Raw genomic sequence first — 21,932 nt, 5'->3', positions numbered from 1 at the left:
ACCTGATCTTTCCTGCCGCGACTCGGTAGCCTGCCAGCAGAGCTTTTCGTGAAGGTAGTCCCTACTCGGCACGAAGGCGGTGCGATGGTGCAATCCGGCGGCAATCGCGGAACCGATAACACCCGCGTCATGACCATTGCGGCCGTCCTCGCTGCCGCACTAGCGCTGGTGGTTGCGATCACGCTGCTGCTGGGATCGAATGGGGATTCGAACGACGGGCCGACCTCGACCGTGACATCCGCCTCTGGGACGGTACCGACCACCGCCCGCCCGGCCCCCGCGCCCCCGATTTCGCCGCGTTCCGGGCATTCGGCGCGCAAGCGCGGCGACGACTGCTCACACGACAACATCATCGCCCAATGGGACCTGCGCAACGGACTATGGGTCTGCACACCCCTGCTGCAAGGCCCCGAGCTACACCAGGTCGGCGATGACTGCTCCCACGACGGCATTGTGGCGCAGTGGGGCCGGACGCCGGACGGTCACTGGACTTGTGTCCCGCAGAACCAGAGTGCTCAAGAGGTTCCGCCGGCGGCCGAGACCCCGGTCCCCGCTCCGGTCCAGACGCAGCCGAACTCGGCCCCGAATCCAGCGCCAGCGCCAGCGCCGGAACCGGCACCGGTCCCGAACTCAGCGCCGGTGCCGGAGAATCCGGTCCCGAATCCGGCGCCGGTGCCGGAGAATCCGTTCCCGCTTCCGAATCCGGCACCGATGCCGGACAATCCGTTCCCGGGCCTACCGCCGCTGCCCAGGATTCCGGGGCTGCCATAGCCCGGAATGTTCGGGAAAATCGTTCGACAGGGCTGAGATGCTCGGTTGGTGATCGTTGTCCCCGAATTATTCGCCGATCGTCTCGTCAGGATGGAGCCCGCGGCACGGGTGTGGGTGGATGGTCTGCCCGAGCTCGCGGCCCGCTACGCCGTCCAGGTCATTGCCCCGTGGGCAATGCGCTGACACGTTGGCAATGCGCAAAAGACGACTCCACGCCGCTCGTCCGGCCGATGCCCCCTGGCGAAACCGACTGCGTCCCAGACCAACTGAGACAAGACCGCCCAACTTTACGGCCCGCCGCCCGGCCCGCCGCCGCTACTGGTGAATCATCGCCGCATCATGTCGATGCCGCGGGAATGGCGCTGGGCCGCGGCAACGAGATATCAACATCGTCGCCTGCGGGCTCGAATTCGTGACCCGGTGCGGTGAACAGCCGCTACGTACCGAAGGCGGGCAGCACGTATCGCTCGACGAGCGTTCGCTCCGCGGCGGGATCTGTTGCGGGCCAGAACAATAGCGAGAGCACGACGCGGACTATCCACTGTCCGGCGATCGGGTCGTCGCCGGTGCCGGTGAGTTGCGTTGCGGCGTCGGCCAATCGGGGATTGTTCGCGAGGTATTCGTCGACCTCCGCGGGGGTGGTCGTGGTCAGGAAGGCGGTGGCGACCGGGTCGGCGCGGACGGCGGTCAGGGCCGCGAGAATCGCGTGGGTGATGCGGTCGGAACTGGTGTGGGCCGCGGCGGAGTGCTGGATGGTTTCGGCGATGCGGGCGGTGGCCCCGGCCAGGACGGCATCGCGTAGTGCCGACTTGCCGCCGACGTAGCGGTAGACGGTGGCGCGAGAGCAGCCGGCCTCGGCGGCGACGTGATCGATATTCAGTCCGGCCATGCCCTTGCGTGCGATGAGGTCGGCCGCGGCGGCGTGGATGCGCTCGATCGCGAGGTCACGGCGGTGGCCGCCAGCGAGCCAATCGGGCTGACCGGTCATGGCGAACTCCTGATTCTGCGTCGAAGCACCTGGGATTCTCCGACAGATACGGTTGAATAATTTTGTCTCGAGGTGAGACATCTTAGGCAAGATCGCCCAGCGGAGCGGCAGGTGGGCGGCAGGCCTCGAGACGGCGCGTGACCTGTGGATTCGATGCCGGGTTATCAGTTTTCCCAGGCTATTGACGCAGGTGGTCGGGGCCGCGAAATCTGGTGTGCGGAAGTAGAAATCGTGCGTCGGAAAGGCGGAGCGAATGACCCGCGCGTTGAATGACATCGACCTGTTCGACCCCGGGCTGCTCGACGATCCCTACCCGCTCTACGACCGATTGCGCACCGACTCGCCGGTGCACCGCATCGCGGACACCGGTTTCTATCTGGTCAGCCGCTGGGATCTGGTCATGGAGGCGACCACGCGCCCCGCCGACTTCTCCTCGAACCTCACCGCGGCCCTGGTGCGACAACCCGATGGTTCGGCCGGGGTCTTCGATTTGGACGGCGGGGGACGGGCGATCCACGTCCTGGCCACCGGTGACGACCCGACACACCAGGCCCATCGCAAACTGGTGCTGCCCGCCCTCGTCGCGAAACGCATTCGCGCGCTGGAACCCACCATCATAGCCACCGCGGATCGCCTGTGGGCGCAGGGTTTCGGTGCCGGACGTATCGAATGGATGTCGGCCATGGGCGACCGACTGCCGATGACCTTGGTGGCCAACCTGATCGGCCTGCCCGACAGCGACATTCCGCAATTGCTCACCTGGGGCTATACCAGCAATGAACTGCTCGACGGTGTAGTCGCCACCGACCGTCTGGTCGCTGTCGTCACCGCCGCCACCGAACTCGCGGGCTATCTGCGCCACCAGCTCGTCCGAGCCGGCGACGATCCGGGCGACGACCTCCTCGGCGATCTCGCGAAAGCCTGTGCCGCAGGCGAACTCACTCGTGACGTCGCCGTCCTGATCCTCGTCCAACTCGTCGGCGCGGGCGGTGAATCCACCGCGGGACTGATCGGCAACGCGACCCGTATCCTCGCCACCGACCCCACCCTCCAGACCCGCCTGCGCACGGATCCGGACCTGCTCACCCCCTTCTTGGAGGAGGTCCTGCGCCTGGAATCCCCGTTCCGCGCCCACCACCGCCACGTCATCAGCGACACCACGCTCGGCGGCACCGATCTCCCAGCAGGCAGTCACCTGCTCCTACTCTGGGCTGCCGCCAACCGTGATCCCGCCGTCTTCGCCGACGCCGGCGAACTTCACCTGGACCGCCCGACGCAACGCAATCACTTGGCCTTCGGCAAGGGCATCCACTTCTGCGTCGGTGCGGCCTTGGCCCGGCTGGAGGCCCGAGTGGCTCTGCAGACCCTGCTGACCCGGACCGCCGCATTCCGCCTCGTCCCCGATCCCGATGCGGCCCAATGGGTTCCCAGCATCTTCGTGCGCCGCCACCGCCGCCTCGACCTCATCGTCGAATAGCTCCAGCAACACCGTGGGCTGAGCGGTCACCAGCCGAGCCCGGTGCGGATGCTGTGAGACGGCCTTCGGGAGGACCGACCTCCTCCGATGGCAGGAGTTGCGTCCGCACCAACCGGGCATCATGGTCTGCGTGGTGGATTCGGGTGTGACCAGGGGCGTGGACTGGCTGCTCGATGCGCGCGCCCTACCGGTTCGGCTGGGGGTGCTGCTGACATCGGCGATCGGCTGTCTGCTGCTGCTTTCGGATGCGCCGGGTCCGGTGGACTGGGGCATCGGCCTGCTCGCGGTGTGCGCGACGGCGGGCGGAGTTCGATGGCCGTTCGCCACCTCACTGCTGGTGACCGGGCTGTTGGTGCTCGGCTTCGAGATCGGCGGTACGGGTCCGCTGGTGCCGAAGGTGGGTGCCGCCATCGCGCTCATCGAACTCGCCGCCCGCCGCGGCGGGTGGCAGCCGTGGATGGCGGCGGGAGCGTTGGGCGGGGCGTATCTGCTGCATCCGGCCGGGGCGGCCGCCGCGACCGGCTACCGAGCACTCGTGATGGCCGGTGCGCCGCTGCTGATCGGACATCTGCTGCGCGCCGCGCGCGAGGGTGCGGATCGAGCCCGACGGGCCGCGGGGGAGATCGCGCAACGTCGCGAGGCCGATATCGCGGCCGCACGGGCCATGGAGCGGACCGCCATCGCCAGGGAATTGCACGACCTGATCGCCCATCACGTCTCGTCCACCGTGCTGCGGGTGGGTGTGGCCCGGCATGCGGTACCGGACGCGCCGCTCGCGGTGCGTGAGGTGCTCGACGATATTCACGCCAGTGGCACCGAAACCCTCGCCGATCTGCGGCTGCTCGTCTCCGTGCTCCGCGATCCGGCGATGGCGGCCGAATCCTTCATCGCGCCAGCGGATCTGCCGGGAGCGATCGCCGCCGTCGCGGAGCGGGCCGAACAGCTGGGGACCATGGTGGCGGTGCGGGTCGACGCTGCCGTGACAGAGGTGGACGCGCTGCGGGCGTTGACCTTGCTGCGCCTGGCGCAGGAGGGGGTGGCGAATGTGGTCAAACACGCGGGTTCGGGCGTCACGGCCCGGCTGACGATCACCGCACGCGCCGATGGCTCGGTTGACTTCGTCTTGTGCGACAGCGGGATTCGGGCAGCAAATGGCACCGGACACGGCCTCGGATTGGTCGGATTGCGCGAGCGCGTCGAGCTGCTGGGCGGCGAGTTCATCGCCGGGCCGGGTGCTTCCGGTTGGCGACTCGACGCATCCCTGCCGTCCGCGATTCGGGTGGCGTGAAAATCCGGGAGAGAGTGCGGTAATGACCATTCGAGTATTGATCGTCGACGACCAGCAACTGGTCCGGGCCGGGCTGCGCATGCTCTGCGAGACCGATGACGAACTCGAGGTCGTCGGGCAGGCGGCCAGCGGGGGAGAGGCCGTGCGGCTGGCCGAGCACACCACGCCCGATGTCATCCTGATGGACCTGCGCATGCCGGGAATGGACGGAATTCGCGCCACCGAACGGATTCTCGCGATGCGGCCATCGATCCGCATCGTCGTCCTGACGACGTTCGACGATGACGACCACCTGTATCCCGCGCTCGCGGCGGGCGCCTGCGGATTCCTCGTCAAGGACGCCTCGCCCACCGATCTGCTCGATGGCATACGCCGTGCCGCCGCGGGCGAATCGCCCTTCACTCAGGCGGTACTACAGCGCTTGGTGGATTCGGCGGTATCCGCACGGGAGGCGACCACGACGAACGATGATTTCGGTGTACCGCAAGGACTTACCCGACGCGAAGCCGAAGTGCTCGCCTTGGTATCGACGGGTCTGTCCAATGCCGAGATCGCCGCGCGCCTACATCTGGGCGTCACCACGGTCAAAACGCATATCGGCAATCTGATGACGAAAACCGGTGCCACCAACCGGGTTCGACTCGCCGTCCTCGGCGCGACGAACGGGCGTCGGCACTGAGTTCTCAATGCGGATGCTGCGCCGCATATCTCGCTCGTTCGAGCGCCCGCCGCCGCGCCCGATCCGGATTCTCCAGATCCGCTGGCAGCCCGTGCTTCGCCAGTCGATGCGCTCGATTCATCGGCATGAAGGCCGCGGTGTAGAAGAGCGCGAGCAGCAGTGCCAGCAGCACCATCGACCCGCGCAACCACAATTCCCCTGGAAACAAGAGGAATACGGCGAACAGCGGACTGAACGGCACCAGGCCGCGCACGATATGGCGCGGGGTCGCGTATCTGCCGGTGAGGTCATTGCGCACCCACTCGCGCAACGAATCCGGCAGGCGCCGTCCGAAGGCGTAGCCGAGCCACTGGATGGGATTGGGCCGATCGCTCATGCGTGTACTCCTGCTGTGGCGGCAACCGAGCGTCGTGCGGCCGCGTTGACCCTGGTCAATACCTCGTGTAGTTCCTCCAGATCCGCCAAGGTCACCCCGAGTCGGTCCACCACCGCGGGCGGAATCTTCAGGGCCTGCTGACGCAGCTCCACTCCGGCCGGGGTCAGATCGATAACGAGGTTCCGCTCGTCGCGGCTATCGCGGCCTCGGGTGATCAATCCGGCCGACTCCAACCGCTTGAGCAGCGGCGACAGGGTCGGCGAGTCCAGCTGGATCGCCTCGGCGATCGCCTTCACCGACATCGGCGCCTCACCCCACAGCGCCAACATCACCAGATACTGCGGATGCGTGAGCCCGAGCGGTTCCAGCAGCGGCCGATACACGCCGAGTACCGCCCGATTCGCCACGGCCAGCGCGAAACATACCTGTCGATCCAGCCGTAGCGGATCATCCATCTCCATGGCCATACCTTAGCGCATGAATAGTTAGTGCATGAACTATTGTGACCGACACCCCATCGGATGTGCGGGATCCACGAGGTGGGCATCGTTAGCGTGGAGATATGGATCCCGACCGTGCGCACCCGCGCATTCAGGACCTGGACGCCGTGCGCGGCGTCGCGCTGTGCGGGTTTCTGGTCGTCAATATCTGCCAGCTCACCGATATGCGGGCCACGGTCGAGCCCGGAATCGTCGATCCGATACGGCACCTGCTCTCCGTACTGTTCGAGGGACGGTTCTTCCCGATCTTCTCCTTCCTGTTCGGGCTGAGCTTTTCGCTGTTCTTCGACCGCGCCGCCCAGCGCACCGATCGCCCGCGATTGGTACTGGCGCGCAGACTGATCGCCCTCGGTGTCCTCGGCCTGATCCACCATGCGTTCCAGCCGGGTGAGGCGTTATTGCCATACGCGATCGTCGGATCGGTGATTCTGCTGCCCGCGGCGGGCCTGCCACGCTGGGTGCTGCTGCTCGCCGGGTTGGTCTGCACGATCGGGGTCCCGGTCGCGCTCGGGGGTGGATTCGGTCTGGTACCCGGCCTGTTCCTGCTCGGCTTGGCCGCCGATCGCTTCGGCCTCGCCGACGATCTGCGCGACCGGGTCTGGCGGATCGTGGTGGTATTCGCGCTGGCCGCGCCCGCCGCGGTGGCCGCGGGGATGTGGGAATACCGCATACCGTATGCCGAGCTGTGGACCGGCAGTGTGGCGCCGTTGGCCGGAATGCTCGGCGCACTCGCGTATCTCACCGGAGTCCTGCTGTTTCTGCGCACCGAGACCGGCGAGGTATTCGCGGAGGTGCTCGAGCCGATGGGCCGGATGGCGCTGACCAACTATCTCTCGGCGACCGCGCTGATCCTGACCGCCGACCCGTGGCTGCACCTATCCGATTCCAACCGCTACGGCATGCTGCTCGGCCTGGCCTTCGCGATCATCGCGGTGCAGGCGCTGTGGAGTTACCACTGGCTGCACTGGTTCCGCTACGGCCCGTTCGAATGGGTCTTGCGGTGTGTGACCTGGTGGCAGCTGGTACCCAACCGCCTGACGCGGCAGGAACGCCGGAAACTCACAGTGGCATACGGGCGCGGGCGCTAGGGCTGCCGCGCCGTCCGCCGTTGTCGCGATGGCCGCTCGGCTTCGCTGGCAGCAAGTTGACCGAACGGCTTGCGGAGGCATCGTGGGGGGTGGCACTGACCCTGCTGCTGCCATTCGCCGCCTACGGTGTGGCCGAGGCGTTTTCGGAGTCGGGGGTGCTGGCCGTACTGGCGTGCGCGCTGTATCCGACCGAAGCGGGCACCGATTTCGGCGATCGCGACTACCGCCCGGTCGGTGATGCCTGCGGGGAGATCACCGAAATGTTGTTGAGCGGTTTCGCTTTCGGGCTGATCGGCCTGGAACTCGGTGTCGTGCTGGACGATACCGGCAATGACCGGCCGCGCTTGCTCGGTATCGCGAATGCCGTTGTCGCCGTGGTGGTTGTGCTGCGGCTGGTGTGATTGCTGGGCGGCGCTGGATCGCCTACTTGGCGCCGACGCCCGCGGACCGGATCGCGTCGAGCACTTCGCCGTAGGACAGTGTCGAGTTGACGGTGATGGTTTCGGAAGTCCGGTTGACGTCGACCGATTGCACCCCGCCGAGGTTGTACAGTGCGCGCTCGGCGACGAAGGCCTTTTCGTCCGAGTAGTCCGTCATATCGAAGGTGTAGGTCATGGTGACCCTCCTTGTCGGTGGCAATCCTTCGGTTTGGCGCATAGCCGGATCGGCCGGTTTCAAACGCCGCGCCGGGCGTGTGTTTGGTTCTCGAGCTACCGGGCATAGCCAGAAAGTAATGTCAACCAGCACAGCGGGATTGTCATGATCATTATCATCGGGCTCGTCGTTCTCATCGGCGCGGTTGTTATCGGCGTTGCGGGAGTGGCGGCCAATACGGGTGAAGTTCGTACATCATCCAGCGATTTCGGAGTATTCGACTATCATTTCACCGCCTCGGCGGGGGAACTCTTCCTCTATGGAATGGCGATCGGGGCGATCGGGATGCTCGGCCTGAGCCTGCTACTCACAGGTGTCTGGCGCAGTTCCCGCCGTAACAGCACCGCGCGTCGTGACCTGCGCCAGTCGCGCAGGGAACTGGCGGCCAAGGACAAGACGGTCCAGCGTCCGGCCGCCCCAGCGGCCGGCTCACCGCCACCCGCCCCCAAGCCCGCCGCACCGGTCACTCCGCCGCCGGGCGGTAAGCCGGTCTGGAGCTGGAATCGGTTCATGCGCCAACACAGCGGCGCGGATGCGGTCGAAACATCCGGCCGCACAACGGTCAAAACGACCAAGTAAAGGAAAAAGCCATGATCATCCTGGGCTTAATACTCCTCATTGTCGGATATCTGCTCAGCATTCCTCTGCTGACCACCGTCGGAATCATATTGCTGGTCGTCGGCGCGGTACTCGCACTCATCGGATCGGTGGGCAGCCACCCGATCGGCGGTCGACGGCACTACTACTGACCGAGGTGAACGGGCCGGGGCGAGTTCATAATTCATACCCCGGCAACGCCCGCCAATTGACCGATGCCATAGGTGACCGCCATTGCCAGCGCACCACCGATCACCACCCGCAGCACCGCCCGCACTCGGTTGCTACCGCCGAGGCGGGCGCTGACGGACCCGGTGATCGCCAGTGCGACCAGCACCGCCGCGAACGTCACCGGAATGCGCGCCGTGGTGGGCGGCAGAATGATCGCGAAGAGCGGCAGCAGCGCACCGAGGGTGAATGCGACCGCCGAGGATCCTGCCGCCTGCCACGGATTGGTCAGCGCGCGTGGATCCAGGCCGAGTTCGGCCTCGGCATGGGCGAGAAATGCGTCGTGGGCGGTCAATTCCTCGGCCACCTTGTGCGCCGTCTCCGGTGACAACCCCTTCGCCCGATAGATATCGGCCAGTTCGGCCAATTCGTAGTCCGGTTCGTCGGAGAGTTCCTTGCGTTCCTTGGCGAGTAATGCGCGCTCGGAATCTCGCTGGGTGCTGACCGAAACATATTCGCCGACGGCCATCGAGATCGCGCCGGCGGTCAGTCCGGCGAGGCCCGCGGTGAGGATGGTCGAGCTGCTGGTCGTCGCGGCGGCGACGCCGACAACCAGACCGGCGGTCGATACGATGCCGTCATTCGCGCCGAGCACGCCCGCGCGCAACCAGTTCAACCGGGACGTAAAGCCCTCACCGTGCGGCTCGTGCGGGTGCGGTGCACCTCTGCTCTCCATACGCCGCAGACTATGCCAAAGCCCGCAAAGTATCAGCTAGCCGGACCGCCAGCGCCACGATGGTCAGGGTCGGATTCGCATGGCCGGTGGTCGGGAAGACCGAGCTGCCCGCGACGAATAGATTCGTCACACTGTGCACCCGGCAGTCGGGGTCGACCACCCCATCGCGCGGATCCGCCGACATCCGCGTGGTCCCGGTCGGATGCGCCCAGTCGGTCAGCACCAGCGGCAGCGTGCTGTCCGCACGAGCACAGTCGAACAGTGCCGGGGTAGGTAGACCCAGCCGCGCGAACTCCTCGACCGCCAACTGCGCCGCCCGGCGCACGGTGCTGTCCTCCTGCGGATTCACCCGCCAGTCCACCCGGGGCAGCGGCACACCGAGACGATCGGTGCGATCGGTCAGGGTGATCCGGCTGTCCGGGTTGGGCAGTTGTTCGACCATGCAGCGCAATTCGATTCGATCGAGTTTGTGCGGCAGTCCGGTGTGCCGGATCAGCCTGCGCCGCGCGCCGGCCAGCAGCAGCCCAGCATGACTCACCGCGACCCGCGCGTCATGCCGATCGCCGCGCCCGCGCAGCAATTGCTTGACCGACTCCCACGGATCGTCCTCGGCCGGAACCTCCTGCAGCCACAGCGCGCAATTGAGCAGCCCCTCGGCCTCCTGGACCTTCGGTGACAAAGCGACACCGTGCAGGAAGGTGTGCCTGCCGTGCGGCGTCTTGACCACGTATTTGCCGAAGCGCTCCAGTGCGCTGTCCGCGCCCGCCGGATCCAGTGCGCCGACCGCGCCGCAGCGGTGATCCATCAGATAGCGCCCCACCATGTCGTGCCGATTGCCGATGCCTGCGGACACGATCCGTCGCGATGCCAGCAGCAGACGCGGATTGCCGATACCGCCGGTAGCCAGCACGAAGGTCTTCGCGCGCACAGTTCGCGGCCGCGGCTCGCCCCCGGCGACCTGGAGCGAAACCACCTGTGCGCCTGCTGGATCGGTGTCGATATGGGTGACGGTGGCATTGATGAGCACCCGAACATTCGGTGCGACAAGGTCTTTCACATGCGCGCCGAAGCGCTTGCAGTCGAACGGATCCACCGGATCTCGGCTGATCTGCCAGAAGTACGGGCGCAATCGGGTCGGGTCGAGGGCGCGCTCGGGTTGGGTGCGACCGGCCAACTCCCAGAACGCGTCATCGGTGAATCCGCTGCCGTAGCCGATCCCGATATGCTCGGCCGCCCGCGTCAGAAATGGTTCGAGATCGGCCGCTCCGATCGGCCAGCCGGATCCGGAAACCCATGGGCGGCGGGCGAAATCGAGGTCATCGAGCAGACCGCAGCGACCGCTCCAGGTGTGAGAGGCGCCGCCGAGGACCCGGTCGCCCGCGGCCCGATCCGATTGCGCCCGGCGCGCGCCCACATTCTCGATATCGGCGAGTGCGTCGCCCTCCTCGGTCGCGGTCGGACCGCCGCTCTCCAACACCAGCACGCGCAGTGGGGATCCGGCCAGTTCGGCCGCAATGGTCAGCCCGGCGGGGCCGGATCCGATTACACAGACATCGGCGGTGAGGGCGTCATCGCCGACCGCTCGCAGATCATCGATTCGCAACGGCGGTCCTCTCCCACAACCGTATACACCCCGACGTCGCGCCCGCTACTTTCCCCGCGCGAGCGTCTCGTTCACTGTAGGAGACCGGGCATCCGTTCGTTCCCGGATCAACAACCTCGGCTGAAGAACGCGCGCACATAGCCCGCGGACTGGCGGATGTACATCCAGGTCCAGAACTTCACGCCGTCGTCACTGGGACTGGCCACCATGGTCAATTCGCCGTCGAAGCATTTGCTCACGATGTACCTGGCCCGCGAAACATGCGGAGTGTAGGTCACCACGATGATGTGGTGCCAGCCGTAAAGCCTTGCCCGCCGCCCGATCTCGCGCGCCTCACCGTCGGTGGTCCACGGATTCGGCACGAAACAGCTGACGGTGAATTCGAAGCGGGGCGCGCAGTACCGGTCCATCACCGAATCGTCTTCGCCGGTGGACCGCGAAATCAGCAGCTGTGGCGCGTATCCGCTTTCGGCGAGATCGAGTCCGACATCGAACCGTTCATAGGCGGTGCCACCCAACACCACGATCGCATCGGCCCGGCGCAGCGGATCGGTCTGCGGATGGACATACACCGGCAGCCCGGCCACACCGAGGACGGCGACCAGGGCGAGCAGTGCGCCGATGAGCGAACCAGCTCGTCGTAGGCCGGGCACGAATCCGACGATACCGAAATCCACGCCGCGCCGACGTCGGCGCAGTACCGGCCGGTTTCACCGAATCCCGATGTGGCACAGGATGACCCCGATGCCGCAGGGGAGCACCCGAGTGCATGCCGAATTCGATCGCCGTACCCGGCCGCACCGGTGCGAACTGCCACCGGATGCTCGGTTCGGCCGAGCTGCCGAGGACCCGGTCGAGGAGACCGGTCCACGTGCCAGGCGGTGACCTCGCGTGAAGGCTGAACCCTAACGGTAGTCGGGATTCTCGAAGTCGAACCGGCAACCCGCGTCCCATTCGGAGCGCTGATTGCCGTGTGCGGGAATGCCGTTGTTGTCCTTGAGCATCCGGGCCAGATGCAGCAGGTTCCAGGTCATGAAGGTGGTGTTGCGATTGGTGAAGTCATTTTCCGGGCCACCGGACCCCGGGTCCAGATATGACGGACCGGGTCCGGCCTCGCCGATCCACCCGGCGTCGGCCTGGGGCGGAATCGTGTAGCCGAGATGTTGGAGGCTGTAGAGGATATTCATCGCGCAGTGCTTGACGCCGTCCTCATTGCCGGTGATCAGGCAGCCGCCGACCCGGCCGTAGTAGGCGTACTGGCCGCGCTCGTTCAGGACCGACGAATTGCCGTACAGCCGTTCGATGACGCGCTTGGTGACCGAACTGTTGTCGCCGAGCCAGATCGGTCCGGCCAGCACCAGAATGTCGGCGTCCATGACCTGCTGCTGCAGCACCGGCCATTCGTCGGTGGCCCACCCGTGCTCGGTCATATCGGGCCAGACCCCGGTCGCGATGTCGTGATCGACGGCGCGGATATGCGAGACCCGCACCCCGTTCTTCGCCATGATGTGGGCACTGACATCGATGAGACCCTGCGTATTGCTCGGCTCTGGAGAGGGCTTGAGCGTGCAGTTGATGAACAGCGCGCGAAGGTCGTCGAAGGTAGTCATGTCCGAAGTGTCGGCTGGTCCCGATGCCGCGACAAGGAGTTCGCCCGGCATGTCACGGACTCGTCAGATCTGGTCATTCAGACTAGGGGCTACTTCAGATTTGGGTGGGACCGGGCGCACCGGCAACCGAGCTTGCCGCGACCACGGCGTTCGCGGACTGCGAGGACCGGACAACCAGGAGGGAGAGTAGGTCCAAGGCTCATTTCAGGGGCTGCTCCCTGATGGCGAGTTGCTGCTGGCCGCGGACGAAGCTCACCTCACGAATGCCGAGCGCGTCGTGCAGCTTTCCCGCCGGGAGGGTGACCGGCTTGGGCGCGGGCCCGTCGCCGGGATGGGGGAGTGGGTAGGCGGTGGTCGTCCCGCTGTGGAAGGTGATATTGCCCTCGGTCTTCGTGAACAGTTGGTGCACATGGCCGTTGAGACAGGTCACCGATGCGAAGCGGCGCAGGTAGCTCAACGCCTGGGTGGCGTCGTCGGTACCCCAGCCCCAGTCCGGATACATGGCGAACAGCGGGATATGGCTGAAGACGATGATCGGGGTGTCACTGGACAGCGGTGCGACATCCTTGCGAATGAACTCCAGTTGATCCGGGCCGAGATGGCCCAGCAGATTCAGATTGAGCGTATTGACCAACGCGATCACGTGCACGCCCGCGATATCGAAGCTGTACCAGCCGTCGCCGCGAGTCCCGGCGCCGAAGGCGGCGCGGTATTTCTGCCCGGCATCGTCGATCGAATCGTGTTCGCCGGGAACGGTGAAGACGTGTGGGGTATTCGTCGCGGTCAGCATCTGCTTCACCTGATCGAATTGTTCCGGAGTGGCCAAATGGGTGAGATCGCCGGTGTGGACCACGAAATCCGGTGTGTAGCCGAGCGCATTGATCTGGCCGATGGCCTCGGCGAAGGTGTCGGTGACATTGGTGTTCGCCGGGCCCTGGAAGCCGAGATGGCTATCGCTGAGCTGGGCGAAACGTAGTTCCGGTCGCTGCGTGCTGTCGGCACGGGCCGCGGTGCCCGCCACCTGCGAGATGACTTCGCCTCCGACAACGGACAATCCGACCGCCGCGCCGAACCAGGCGGAGTGGCGCAGCAATTGGCGGCGGGTCATGGCATGTGGGTCGCGCGGGTCGTAGTCGTTGTCCGGCGTCATTTCGTCACCTCCACGGTGCCGTGCATGAATGGGTGAATCGTGCAGATGTAGTCGAAGGTTCCCGGTGCGGTGAAGACGAAGGTGAATGTCGCGTCGTGACCCATCCCGGGGGAGCGGAAGCCGGCATTGTTCGCCGCGACCGTATGCGGCTCTTCGTCTTTGTTGATCCAGGTCACCGCGGTGCCGACGGGGACGGTGAGTTTTGCGGGCGCGAACACGAAGTTCTGGATATCGACGGTATTCGGGGTTGTCGCGACCGCGGTCGACACTGTTGTGTTTGCGGCGGCCGTCGGGGCGGCGCCGCTGGCCCCATGGCCGGGGAAACCCGGTGTGGGTCCATCGTGTTGGTGGAAGTCGATCGTCGGTGCGGTGTCGTGGGCGGGTGCCGGACTGCCGCAGGCCGTGACGAACAGCAAAGTCGGCATTCCGGCGAGCACGGCCGCGGCGAGTCGTGCACCGGTGCGGGCGGGTGTCATTGGACCAGGCCTCCAAGTCTGTCGGTGATCCGCGCTATCGCGAACCTCGCACTGACACATAGGGGCCGGTGTTACATCACGCGGGCTTCGCGGGTGCGAAAACCTCTATGACACCGGCATTTTCCCGAACCTGTAGCCGCGGCAGCGGTGCCGGTGCGATCGGCAGCTGATGGGTCAGCACCGTGCCGGTCACCGTGAACGAGGTCGAATGGCAGGGGCAGCGCAGCCGGTCGTCGGCATTGTCGAACCAGAGACGGCAGCCCTGATGTGTGCACACGCCCGACACCGCGATGATCGCGCCCTGTGCTCGACGGATGAATCCGGTAACCGTGCCGACGTCGAAGGGGCGTGTCATCCCTTCGGTGACATCGGAACTCGACGCGATCGCGAGCCAGGTGCCGTGTACGGGGTCGAGTGTTGATGCCGTGGGTAGGTTTTCGATATCGCGGGTGAGCGCGCGATCGACGATCACACCGGCCGCCGCGGCGGCCGCCGCGATCGACGTCCCGGCGATCACTTGCCGGCGGGAACCGATCGCGCGTGCCGAAACCTTGTCATCGGCAGCCGGCTCCAGCTTCGCGGCCAATCGGCGTCGCAGATCATCGACGAATTCCGTACGTGGTGTGTCATTTTCGCGCCGTGCGGCCAGCAGTTCGAGCGCAACCCGCAGTTGCTCGGCCTCATCCGCATCCGGCCGGAAATCCTTCGGCCTGCGGCCGTGCAATAGCCCGTCGATATACCGGCGCAGTTCGCGGGCGCTCATCGCGGTCTCCTTTCCACCTGGGCCGCCATCCGCAGCGCCCGATGCTGCAATACGCGCGCGTTGACAGCACTGATCCCCAATTCGGCCGCCGTCTCCCGGACCGAATACCCCTGCAGAAACCGGAGCTCCAGAATTCTGCGATATCGCTCGGGCAATTGCTCGAGCATTGCGCGTGCCCGCTCCGGCGCGTCGGTCACAGCGGGATCGGCGGCTTCGGCCTGCGGCACATCGTCATCGATGGTGGTGATCTCACAGCCGAGACGATTGCGCCAGTGCTGCGCGAGCACGGACCGAGCAGTGGCACGCAGGTAGGCCCGCACCTCGGGAATGGTCGCCGAAACCCGTAACGGCCGCAACGCCGCGAGGAAGACCTCACCGGTGAGATCCTCCGCATCCGCGCGATTGCCGACCTTGGCGAACATCAACCCGTACACCCACCCGACATTGTCCTGGTAGACCGCATGCCAATCGGTGTACGTGTCCTCGGACACCACCCGCAGCTCCCGCCCGGTCCTCGGCTCCGCGGTTCTCGCGGACCTTGCCCGTCCCTGCATGAATCGTGCCTTCCGAATCTAGGTGCGGACCAGTCACCTCGTCCACAACTAGATACCGACGCGAGTTACACCCCCACCCGCCGCCGATCGGTTGACCGGGTGAGCCGGATTCGGGTGCGAAAGGTTCCGCCGTCGCGCGGTGCTGCGGGTGAATGCCGATGACCGCTGAGTCTGTTGAGCGTCCTGGCAGCCGAGCCATTCGCCGTGATCTTTCGGCTCCAGCGCGCTGGATGACGGCTACGAAAGGGGGTCCGAGCTGCGGCGATATCGATGGCGATATCGGCATTCGGGCGCATTGGTCTTGGACAGTTGTACCGGCCCTGTGTTGTCGTGTGGCCATGACAAAGATCGGTAGAAGCGGACCGGCCTCGGCCCGCGCGAGGTCCGTCCTGTTGACGATGGCGCTGCTGCCCCTCATCGGTGCGTGCGGGGGCGAGTCAACGGGGCCGGCCCCGGCAGCACCGACCACGGTGGCCGCCGCGGCCCAGCTGAGCGGCCTCGAGCAGCAGCATGAGGCGCGGCTCGGCGTTTTCGCCGTCGATACCGGTTCGGGCAAGACCGTCGGCTACCGCCAGGACGAGCGGTTCGCGATGATGTCGACCTTCAAGACGCTCGCCTGCGCCGCGCTGTTGCGCGAGCATCCGCTCGCCACCGGGTATTTCGATCAGATCATCCATTTCACCGAGGCGGATGTCGCGGCCGCGGGCGGTTCGGCGGTCACCGGTACCCGAATCGAGAGCGGTATGTCGGTATCGGAATTGTGCGATGCGGCGATCACCCGCAGCGATAATGCCGCGGGCAACGAGCTGCTGAAACTGCTCGGCGGCCCGCAGGCCCTGACCCAGTTCCTGCGATCCATCGGCGACCAGACTTCCCGACTGGATCGCTGGGAGCCGCAGCTCAATACCGCCATCCCCGGCGACGAACGCGACACCACCACACCTGCGGCGATCGCGGCCGACTATCGGGCGCTCACCGTCGGCGACGCACTCGCCGCGCCCGAGCGTGAGCGGCTGACGGCATGGCTGGTCGCCACCACCACCGGCGCCAGCCGCATTCGCGCTGGCCTGCCCGCCGAATGGAAGACCGGTGACAAGACCGGCACCGGCGACTACGGATCGGCCAATGATGTGGCCGTCACCTGGCCCAGCGGGGGCGCGGCGCCGATCGTGCTCGCCGTGCTGACCACTCATACCGGTCCAGATGCCAAGGCGGACAACGCATTGATCGCGGAGGCGACCAAGGAGGCTGTCACATCGGTGCGGTGAGCCCGGTCGGCCGCTGCTGTGCCGCTTCGCGCCGAACACCGGTAGGCGTTGTGCCCCACCATCTTCGGCAGCATCGGGTGAAGGTGGCCTGTTCCGAGAGTCCGATCAGCGAGGCGACCTGACTCATCGGCATATCGGTGGTGGTGAGATAGCGGCGGGCCTCGTCGCGGCGCACGGTATCCACGATGGTGGCGAAGGAGCTGCCCTCGGCGGCGAGGCGACGTTGCAGGCTGCGCGGATGAATTGTCAAAAGCCTTGCGACAGCGGTGATTTCCGGCGGTGAGGTACCCAGTAGCTGTTGGACGGCGGCGCGGACCTTCGGCGCGATGGCGGCATCCGCGCCGCCGGATTGTTCGGCCAGGAATGCCATGGCCAAGCGGTGCAGGTTCTCATCGCCGCCGCTCAGCGACAGAGCCGCCAAGCGGCGCGGGATGCGCAATGCCGCCGCGGAACGCTCGACGCGCACGGGTGCGCCGAAGAACTCCTCATAGAGCCGGATCGGCGCGGCGGGCCGATGCGGCAGTTCGACCGAGCGCAGCCCGTACCGCTCGTCCACCAGTCGTTGGAAGGTGCGGTGCACGAAGGCCAGCCCGAGGTCGGTGCCCTGGACCGGTGTCGGCAGGCCGTGCCGGATTCCGTATCGCAGCGCGATCACGCCGCGATCGCCGTATGGATCGGGTTCGAGCGTGAGGTTCAGCGAGCGCGCGTGCAGGAACAGATAGCGTGAACAGCATTCGAGGACATCGGCGAGGGTCGGTGAATTCCGGATGGCCAGGGCCAGCGGGCCGAGCATATCGAGGTCCTGCCGCCGCGAGATGCGCAGGCCGAGATCGGGACAGTCGAGTCGCTGCGCGGCCAGCTCCAGCGCCGCGGCGACCGCCTGATCCGGTACCAGCAGATCGTCGGTATCGAGGGCGGCGATCGGCAGCCCGACGGTGGTGGCGAACTCTTCCGCGTTACCGCCGAGCTCGGCCACCGTCGCGCGGAACCCGCGCAGCCCTGCGGACCGGATCACGGACATGTCGCTCAGAATCAAATACTTGTCGCGCAAAGTCAAGAATCCGGTACGGTGCCCTCGCAGACTGGAGTGATGAGGCGAGCATCGCGCAGCAATTCGATGACGGATGGTGGCCCGGTGGTGGGTGGGACCGAGACCGCCGTACTTCCGGACCACCTCGATGTCGTGATCGTCGGCGCCGGACTGTCCGGCATCGGCGCCGCGTACAGGCTGCAGACCGAATGCCCGGGCAAGACCTACGCGGTGCTGGAGGCGCGCGCGTCACTGGGCGGGACGTGGGATCTGTTCCGCTACCCCGGAATTCGCTCGGATTCGGATATGTTCACCCTGGGCTATCCGTTCAAGCCGTGGCGGGACGCGAAGTCGATCGCCGACGGTCCATCGATCCTGCGCTACGTCAAGGAAACCGCCGCGGAGTTCGGCATCGACCGGCACATCCGCTACAGCACCAAGGTGGTCGGCGCCGACTGGTCCACCGAATCGGCGCGCTGGACGCTCACCCTAGAGCAGCGCGACGCCGCGGGTGTCACCGTGGGCCGCACGCTGACCTGCAACTTCCTCTATGCGTGTGCCGGTTATTACAACTACGACCAGGGCCACTCCCCGGAATTTCCCGGCATCGACTCCTTCTCCGGACAACTCGTGCATCCGCAGTTCTGGCCCGAGGATCTCGACTACACCGGCAAACGAGTCGTGGTCATCGGCAGTGGCGCGACGGCCGTCACGCTGGTGCCCGCCATGGCCGAGCAGGCCGAGCTGGTGACCATGCTGCAGCGCTCGCCGACCTGGATCAGCGCCGTCCCCGGCCGGGACAAGCAGGCCGACAAGATCCGCGAACTGCTGCCGCCCAAGTTGGCGCATCGCCTGATCCGCACCAAGAAAATCCTGTTCAGCATCGGCTTCTACCAGTACTGTCGCCGCCGTCCCGAGGCCGCCCGCAAACTGCTCACGGGTTTGACGACCCGGATCCTGAAGGACCGCAACGCCGTAGCCGAACATTTCACCCCGGACTACGACCCTTGGGATCAGCGGCTGTGCGCTGTGCCCGATGCCGACTTCTTCAAGGCGATGAAGAAGGGCATGGCCGAGGTCGTCACCGATCACATCGAAACCTTTGTGCCCGAAGGGATCCGACTGAAGTCCGGCCGAATCCTGGAGGCGGATATCGTGGTCACCGCGACCGGCCTGCAGCTGCTGGCCTTCGGCGGTATCGCCCCGCAGGTCGACGGGCGGCCGGTGCCGCTCTCCGAGCAATTCGTCTGGCAGGGTGCGATGCTCACCGGCGTACCCAATTTCGCGGTCTGCATCGGCTACACCAATGCCTCCTGGACGCTGCGCGCCGACCTCACCTCGCGACTGGTCTGCAAGGTCGTCAATCACCTGGACCGCAACGGCTATGCGGCCGTGGTGCCGAAGCCGGATGGCCAACTCGACGAGCGCCCGCTGCTGGATCTGGCCTCCGGCTATATCCAACGCTCGATCGGTGACTTTCCCCGGCAGGGTGATCGGCATCCCTGGAAGGTGCGGCAGAACTATCTGCTCGACTCGGCCACCACGCTGCGCACCAGCCTGCACAAGACCTTGGAGCCGATGCCGTATTCGGCTGTGCGCCAACGCGATCTGTCCGTCACCGGGTGAGAGCCGGTGCGGTCCAGTCGATCCGGTGGTCGAACATCCAGCTCAGCGGGGCGACACCGGCCTTGGCGGCCTTCTTCAGGAAATAGGGTGTGAGCAGGCGGACCAGCAGGCGGCCCAGCCCGCTGGATGCCTTGTCGCTACTGGTTTCCGCGCCGTGCGCGACCACCCGCTCGACACGTTCGCGGCGGCGGTCCTCGAAGGCGGCCAAGGCCGCCGTGGTGTCCGGAATATCGCGCAGGCAGATCGCCAGCGTCACCGCGTCTTCCACCGCCATCGACACACCCTGGCCGGACGATGAGGCCACCGCATGCGCGGCATCGCCGACAATGACCATCTTGTCGTTGTGCCATGTGGCGACCGTCGGCATGTCGTACTGGTTGAAGGCGGAGACGAAGGTGTCATCGGTGGTGGCGGCGACGATCCGGGCCGCGGGACCGCGATCCGCCGAGAGCAATTCGACCAGCTGGGCCCGCCACTGCGCCGCGCTGGCCGAATCCTGCGCTGAAAGCTCCTGCGTCCGAGGCATATTGGCGAACCACCAGATCTCGCCGTCCGGTGCGACGAAGTATCCGAAGAACGCCTTCTTCCCGAAGATCATGTTGTACACGCCAGGGCGCAATCCGAGTTCCCGGTGCAGGGCAGGATCGGTGACGAACCCGCCGAGTCCGTAGATGCCGAGGAAATGTGCCTTCGGCGCGGTCGGATCGATGATTTCCCTGGTGCGGGAGCGGATTCCATCGGCACCGATGAGTACGTCGGCCTCGATCGTGGTGCCGTCCGCGAAGGTCGCGCGGACGCCATCGGCGGTCGAGGTCGCATCCACCAGCCGCTTGCCGTATTCGAACCGCACCCCGCGACGCGTCGCCTCGGCATTGAGCGCTCGATACATATCGCGGCGCTTGATGCTGTGGGTGACGGTTCCGTCCGGCAGTGTGCCGCCGATCGGCATATCCGTGATGTGCTTACCCGCGCTGGTCGAGAAGGACAGCGTGGCGGTCGGATGCCCGATCTCGGTCACCACATGATGCGCGTCCAGCAATGCCAGTGCCGACAGCCCGTTCACCGCGACCGTCAGATATGCGCCGATCTGCCCGGCCGCCGCCTCCTCGTAGGCCTCGTACACGATGGGCTCCAGGCCCGCCTGCTGCAATGCCATCGCGGTGACCGGCCCGGCGATCCCGCCGCCGATGATCAGTGCCGTCTTCATGGTGTGTCTCCCGAATCTCTCTTGATCCTGCGGTATCTTGGCTATCAAGACATTAGTAGTTTGACGATCAAGAGGCTTGAATGTCAAGAGAAAAATCCGAGGCACGGGATGAGCTGGCCGAACTGCGTGCCGAGGTCGGCCGCGAGGCGCAGGCGCTGCAGGCCGCGGTCGACGCCGTCGACCAGGCCGCCGCGACCCATCTCGGCGTCAACCGCACCGACCTGCGCTGCCTGGAAATCCTCGTGGACGGCGAATCCACCCCCGGTGCCCTCGCCGCCGAATTGAGTCTGACCAGCGGCAGCGTCACCACCATGCTGGACCGGCTCGCGAAACTCGACTACGTCGCGCGCCATCCCGAACCCGGTGACCGGCGCAAGGTCATCATTCGGATCACCGATAGGGCAATGGCCGAAGCCATGCGGATCTACGGCCCGATCGCACAGGAGGGTGCGGGGGAGGTGGCGCGCTACAGTGCCGCCGAATTGCGCACTGTCCTGGACTTTTTGCGTCGGTCACGCGAACTGCAAGACCGTCACCGCACCCGGATCGCGGATCTACGCGAACGCTGAATTGCCGTGCGCAAGTGGGTGTTGAGGATTGCCCATGGTCGGCACTGACAACCGCTACTTGCGGGCGATCAGCTCCAGCGCGATATTGTCCGGGTCGCGGAACTCGAGGATATAGCTGAACCCGATATCCTTGATGTCCTCGCGCGCGACCCCACACGCATCGAGATGCGCTGCGGCAGCTTCCAATTCGGCCAAGGAGTCGAGCGGAAACGCGAGATGATCTAGCCCGACCCGGTTTTCGTCGAAGCTATCGGTGCCGACCGGCCGCAACCCGATCATCCCATGCTCCATCCGATAGATCACCCCGCCGAACAGAAACCCGAGCTGCTCCCGCGTAGCCGCATCGGCATCGGCGGGCACCTCGAGCGCAACCGGCCACCCGAACACCTTCTCGTAGAAGGCCCGCGACCGATCGATATCGCAAACGGTCAGCCGGACATGGGCAATGGCACTCGTCGCAATAGGCATGCCCCCATGCTCGCACCCATCCTCACCTACCCGCCGGTTATCCCTTCCCACCAGGCGTTTAGGTAACAACCACCACCATGCGGTACCGTTGCCTCTGCCGACGCGGGGTGGAGCAGCTCGGTAGCTCGCTGGGCTCATAACCCAGAGGTCGCAGGTTCAAATCCTGTCCCCGCTACAAAAGCGCAGGCCAGAGAGATTTCAATCCCTCTGGCCTGGGCCATTTTTCACGTGACTCGACGCTTATTCGACGCTTTAATCTGTGAACACGCCAGCCTGAAGACTGTTG

27 protein-coding genes and 1 tRNA gene are annotated in these 21,932 nt (G+C 65.9%); 13 read left to right on the top strand and 15 right to left on the bottom strand.

Going from position 1 to position 21,932, the window contains the following annotated elements; all coding sequences use genetic code 11:
* Positions 1-84 precede the first annotated feature (84 nt).
* Together ACQP2D_RS36980 and ACQP2D_RS36975 are read left to right on the top strand one after the other, a co-directional pair.
* Entirely contained in the window at positions 85-771 is a 687-nt protein-coding gene (locus tag ACQP2D_RS36980) for a hypothetical protein (RefSeq protein WP_433680563.1), read from the top strand.
* Positions 772-819: 48 nt separating this feature from the next.
* Entirely contained in the window at positions 820-954 is a 135-nt protein-coding gene (locus tag ACQP2D_RS36975; RefSeq protein WP_433680562.1) for a hypothetical protein, read from the top strand.
* Positions 955-1,207: 253 nt separating this feature from the next.
* Here the strand turns inward: ACQP2D_RS36975 and ACQP2D_RS36970 are convergent, their stop codons facing one another.
* Positions 1,208-1,759, bottom strand: coding sequence for a TetR/AcrR family transcriptional regulator (locus ACQP2D_RS36970; protein WP_433680561.1), 552 nt, complete (start codon positions 1,757-1,759; stop codon positions 1,208-1,210).
* Positions 1,760-2,012: 253 nt separating this feature from the next.
* Here ACQP2D_RS36970 and ACQP2D_RS36965 point away from each other — a divergent pair, with 253 nt between their 5' ends.
* The 3 genes from ACQP2D_RS36965 to ACQP2D_RS36955 all read left to right on the top strand — a co-directional run bounded on the left by ACQP2D_RS36965 (position 2,013) and on the right by ACQP2D_RS36955 (position 5,203).
* On the top strand, positions 2,013-3,236 hold the full coding sequence (locus tag ACQP2D_RS36965) for a cytochrome P450 (RefSeq protein ID WP_433680560.1): 1,224 nt from the start codon (positions 2,013-2,015) through the stop codon (positions 3,234-3,236).
* A gap of 121 nt (positions 3,237-3,357) precedes the next feature.
* Positions 3,358-4,524: a sensor histidine kinase gene (locus ACQP2D_RS36960; RefSeq protein WP_433685876.1), complete on the top strand. Its 1,167-nt coding sequence runs from the start codon at positions 3,358-3,360 to the stop codon at positions 4,522-4,524.
* Between the two features lie 22 nt (positions 4,525-4,546).
* Complete coding sequence (locus ACQP2D_RS36955; RefSeq protein WP_433680559.1) at positions 4,547-5,203, top strand: response regulator; 657 nt, start codon at positions 4,547-4,549, stop codon at positions 5,201-5,203.
* Positions 5,204-5,207: 4 nt separating this feature from the next.
* On the opposite strand, the gene ACQP2D_RS36950 is transcribed toward ACQP2D_RS36955, so the two are convergent.
* Together ACQP2D_RS36950 and ACQP2D_RS36945 are read right to left on the bottom strand one after the other, a co-directional pair.
* Positions 5,208-5,579 (bottom strand): DUF5313 family protein, encoded by a 372-nt coding sequence (locus tag ACQP2D_RS36950; protein ID WP_433680558.1) that lies wholly within the window; start codon positions 5,577-5,579, stop codon positions 5,208-5,210.
* A complete protein-coding gene (locus ACQP2D_RS36945; RefSeq protein WP_433680557.1) occupies positions 5,576-6,040 on the bottom strand; it encodes a MarR family winged helix-turn-helix transcriptional regulator in 465 nt (154 codons plus the stop codon). The genes ACQP2D_RS36950 and ACQP2D_RS36945 overlap by 4 nt, the downstream gene beginning before the upstream one ends.
* Positions 6,041-6,141: 101 nt before the next feature.
* On the opposite strand from ACQP2D_RS36945, the gene ACQP2D_RS36940 reads away from it, so the two are divergent.
* Together ACQP2D_RS36940 and ACQP2D_RS36935 are read left to right on the top strand one after the other, a co-directional pair.
* Positions 6,142-7,167, top strand: a complete 1,026-nt coding sequence (locus ACQP2D_RS36940; protein ID WP_433680556.1) for a DUF418 domain-containing protein — start codon at positions 6,142-6,144, stop codon at positions 7,165-7,167.
* Positions 7,068-7,568 carry a cation:proton antiporter domain-containing protein gene (locus tag ACQP2D_RS36935; RefSeq protein ID WP_433680555.1) on the top strand — a complete coding sequence of 167 codons (501 nt, stop codon included), beginning with the start codon at positions 7,068-7,070 and terminating at the stop codon, positions 7,566-7,568. The genes ACQP2D_RS36940 and ACQP2D_RS36935 overlap by 100 nt, the downstream gene beginning before the upstream one ends.
* A 22-nt stretch (positions 7,569-7,590) precedes the next feature.
* Here ACQP2D_RS36935 and ACQP2D_RS36930 read toward each other — a convergent pair whose 3' ends face one another.
* Positions 7,591-7,782: a heavy-metal-associated domain-containing protein gene (locus ACQP2D_RS36930; RefSeq protein WP_433680554.1), complete on the bottom strand. Its 192-nt coding sequence runs from the start codon at positions 7,780-7,782 to the stop codon at positions 7,591-7,593.
* Between the two features lie 144 nt (positions 7,783-7,926).
* Here ACQP2D_RS36930 and ACQP2D_RS36925 point away from each other — a divergent pair, with 144 nt between their 5' ends.
* A complete protein-coding gene (locus ACQP2D_RS36925) occupies positions 7,927-8,400 on the top strand; it encodes a hypothetical protein (protein WP_433680553.1) in 474 nt (157 codons plus the stop codon).
* An 11-nt stretch (positions 8,401-8,411) separates the two neighbouring features.
* On the top strand, positions 8,412-8,570 hold the full coding sequence (locus ACQP2D_RS36920; RefSeq protein WP_433680552.1) for a DUF6131 family protein: 159 nt from the start codon (positions 8,412-8,414) through the stop codon (positions 8,568-8,570).
* A 32-nt stretch (positions 8,571-8,602) separates the two neighbouring features.
* Here ACQP2D_RS36920 and ACQP2D_RS36915 read toward each other — a convergent pair whose 3' ends face one another.
* The 8 genes from ACQP2D_RS36915 to ACQP2D_RS36880 all read right to left on the bottom strand — a co-directional run bounded on the left by ACQP2D_RS36915 (position 8,603) and on the right by ACQP2D_RS36880 (position 15,478).
* Positions 8,603-9,322, bottom strand: a complete 720-nt coding sequence (locus tag ACQP2D_RS36915) for a VIT1/CCC1 transporter family protein (protein WP_433680551.1) — start codon at positions 9,320-9,322, stop codon at positions 8,603-8,605.
* Positions 9,323-9,332: 10 nt separating this feature from the next.
* On the bottom strand, positions 9,333-10,925 hold the full coding sequence (locus ACQP2D_RS36910) for a GMC oxidoreductase (protein WP_433680550.1): 1,593 nt from the start codon (positions 10,923-10,925) through the stop codon (positions 9,333-9,335).
* A gap of 107 nt (positions 10,926-11,032) precedes the next feature.
* Complete coding sequence (locus ACQP2D_RS36905) at positions 11,033-11,578, bottom strand: YdcF family protein (RefSeq protein ID WP_433680549.1); 546 nt, start codon at positions 11,576-11,578, stop codon at positions 11,033-11,035.
* A gap of 252 nt (positions 11,579-11,830) precedes the next feature.
* A complete protein-coding gene (locus ACQP2D_RS36900) occupies positions 11,831-12,535 on the bottom strand; it encodes a flavodoxin family protein (RefSeq protein WP_433680548.1) in 705 nt (234 codons plus the stop codon).
* Positions 12,536-12,734: 199 nt separating this feature from the next.
* Complete coding sequence (locus ACQP2D_RS36895; RefSeq protein WP_433680547.1) at positions 12,735-13,685, bottom strand: metallophosphoesterase family protein; 951 nt, start codon at positions 13,683-13,685, stop codon at positions 12,735-12,737.
* Complete coding sequence (locus ACQP2D_RS36890) at positions 13,682-14,161, bottom strand: cupredoxin domain-containing protein (protein WP_433680546.1); 480 nt, start codon at positions 14,159-14,161, stop codon at positions 13,682-13,684. Before ACQP2D_RS36890 ends, ACQP2D_RS36895 begins: the two co-directional genes overlap by 4 nt.
* Positions 14,162-14,237: 76 nt before the next feature.
* Positions 14,238-14,924 carry a ubiquinol-cytochrome c reductase iron-sulfur subunit gene (locus tag ACQP2D_RS36885; protein ID WP_433680545.1) on the bottom strand — a complete coding sequence of 229 codons (687 nt, stop codon included), beginning with the start codon at positions 14,922-14,924 and terminating at the stop codon, positions 14,238-14,240.
* Complete coding sequence (locus tag ACQP2D_RS36880; RefSeq protein WP_433680544.1) at positions 14,921-15,478, bottom strand: RNA polymerase sigma factor; 558 nt, start codon at positions 15,476-15,478, stop codon at positions 14,921-14,923. The genes ACQP2D_RS36885 and ACQP2D_RS36880 overlap by 4 nt, the downstream gene beginning before the upstream one ends.
* Before the next feature lie 338 nt (positions 15,479-15,816).
* On the opposite strand from ACQP2D_RS36880, the gene bla reads away from it, so the two are divergent.
* Complete coding sequence (gene bla, locus ACQP2D_RS36875) at positions 15,817-16,746, top strand: class A beta-lactamase (protein WP_433680543.1); 930 nt, start codon at positions 15,817-15,819, stop codon at positions 16,744-16,746.
* Here the strand turns inward: bla and ACQP2D_RS36870 are convergent.
* A complete protein-coding gene (locus tag ACQP2D_RS36870) occupies positions 16,730-17,767 on the bottom strand; it encodes an AraC family transcriptional regulator (RefSeq protein ID WP_433680542.1) in 1,038 nt (345 codons plus the stop codon). The genes bla and ACQP2D_RS36870 overlap by 17 nt on opposite strands.
* A gap of 96 nt (positions 17,768-17,863) precedes the next feature.
* On the opposite strand from ACQP2D_RS36870, the gene ACQP2D_RS36865 reads away from it, so the two are divergent.
* Entirely contained in the window at positions 17,864-19,402 is a 1,539-nt protein-coding gene (locus ACQP2D_RS36865) for a flavin-containing monooxygenase (RefSeq protein ID WP_433685875.1), read from the top strand.
* Here the strand turns inward: ACQP2D_RS36865 and ACQP2D_RS36860 are convergent.
* Positions 19,392-20,609: an FAD-dependent oxidoreductase gene (locus ACQP2D_RS36860; RefSeq protein ID WP_433680541.1), complete on the bottom strand. Its 1,218-nt coding sequence runs from the start codon at positions 20,607-20,609 to the stop codon at positions 19,392-19,394. The two genes, ACQP2D_RS36865 and ACQP2D_RS36860, sit on opposite strands and share 11 nt — an antisense overlap.
* A gap of 80 nt (positions 20,610-20,689) precedes the next feature.
* Here ACQP2D_RS36860 and ACQP2D_RS36855 point away from each other — a divergent pair, with 80 nt between their 5' ends.
* Positions 20,690-21,178, top strand: coding sequence for a MarR family winged helix-turn-helix transcriptional regulator (locus ACQP2D_RS36855; protein ID WP_433680540.1), 489 nt, complete (start codon positions 20,690-20,692; stop codon positions 21,176-21,178).
* A gap of 54 nt (positions 21,179-21,232) precedes the next feature.
* On the opposite strand, the gene ACQP2D_RS36850 is transcribed toward ACQP2D_RS36855, so the two are convergent.
* The gene (locus tag ACQP2D_RS36850; protein WP_433680539.1) at positions 21,233-21,646 is read right to left on the bottom strand and encodes a VOC family protein; all 414 of its coding nucleotides are present in this window, start codon (positions 21,644-21,646) and stop codon (positions 21,233-21,235) included.
* Between the two features lie 101 nt (positions 21,647-21,747).
* On the opposite strand from ACQP2D_RS36850, the gene ACQP2D_RS36845 reads away from it, so the two are divergent.
* Positions 21,748-21,821 (top strand) — tRNA-Met (locus ACQP2D_RS36845).
* Positions 21,822-21,932 lie beyond the last annotated feature (111 nt).

The sequence above is a fragment of the Nocardia sp. CA-119907 genome (assembly GCF_050955995.1).
GTDB lineage: Bacteria > Actinomycetota > Actinomycetes > Mycobacteriales > Mycobacteriaceae > Nocardia.
This window is presented reverse-complemented; position numbering and strand designations above follow the sequence as displayed.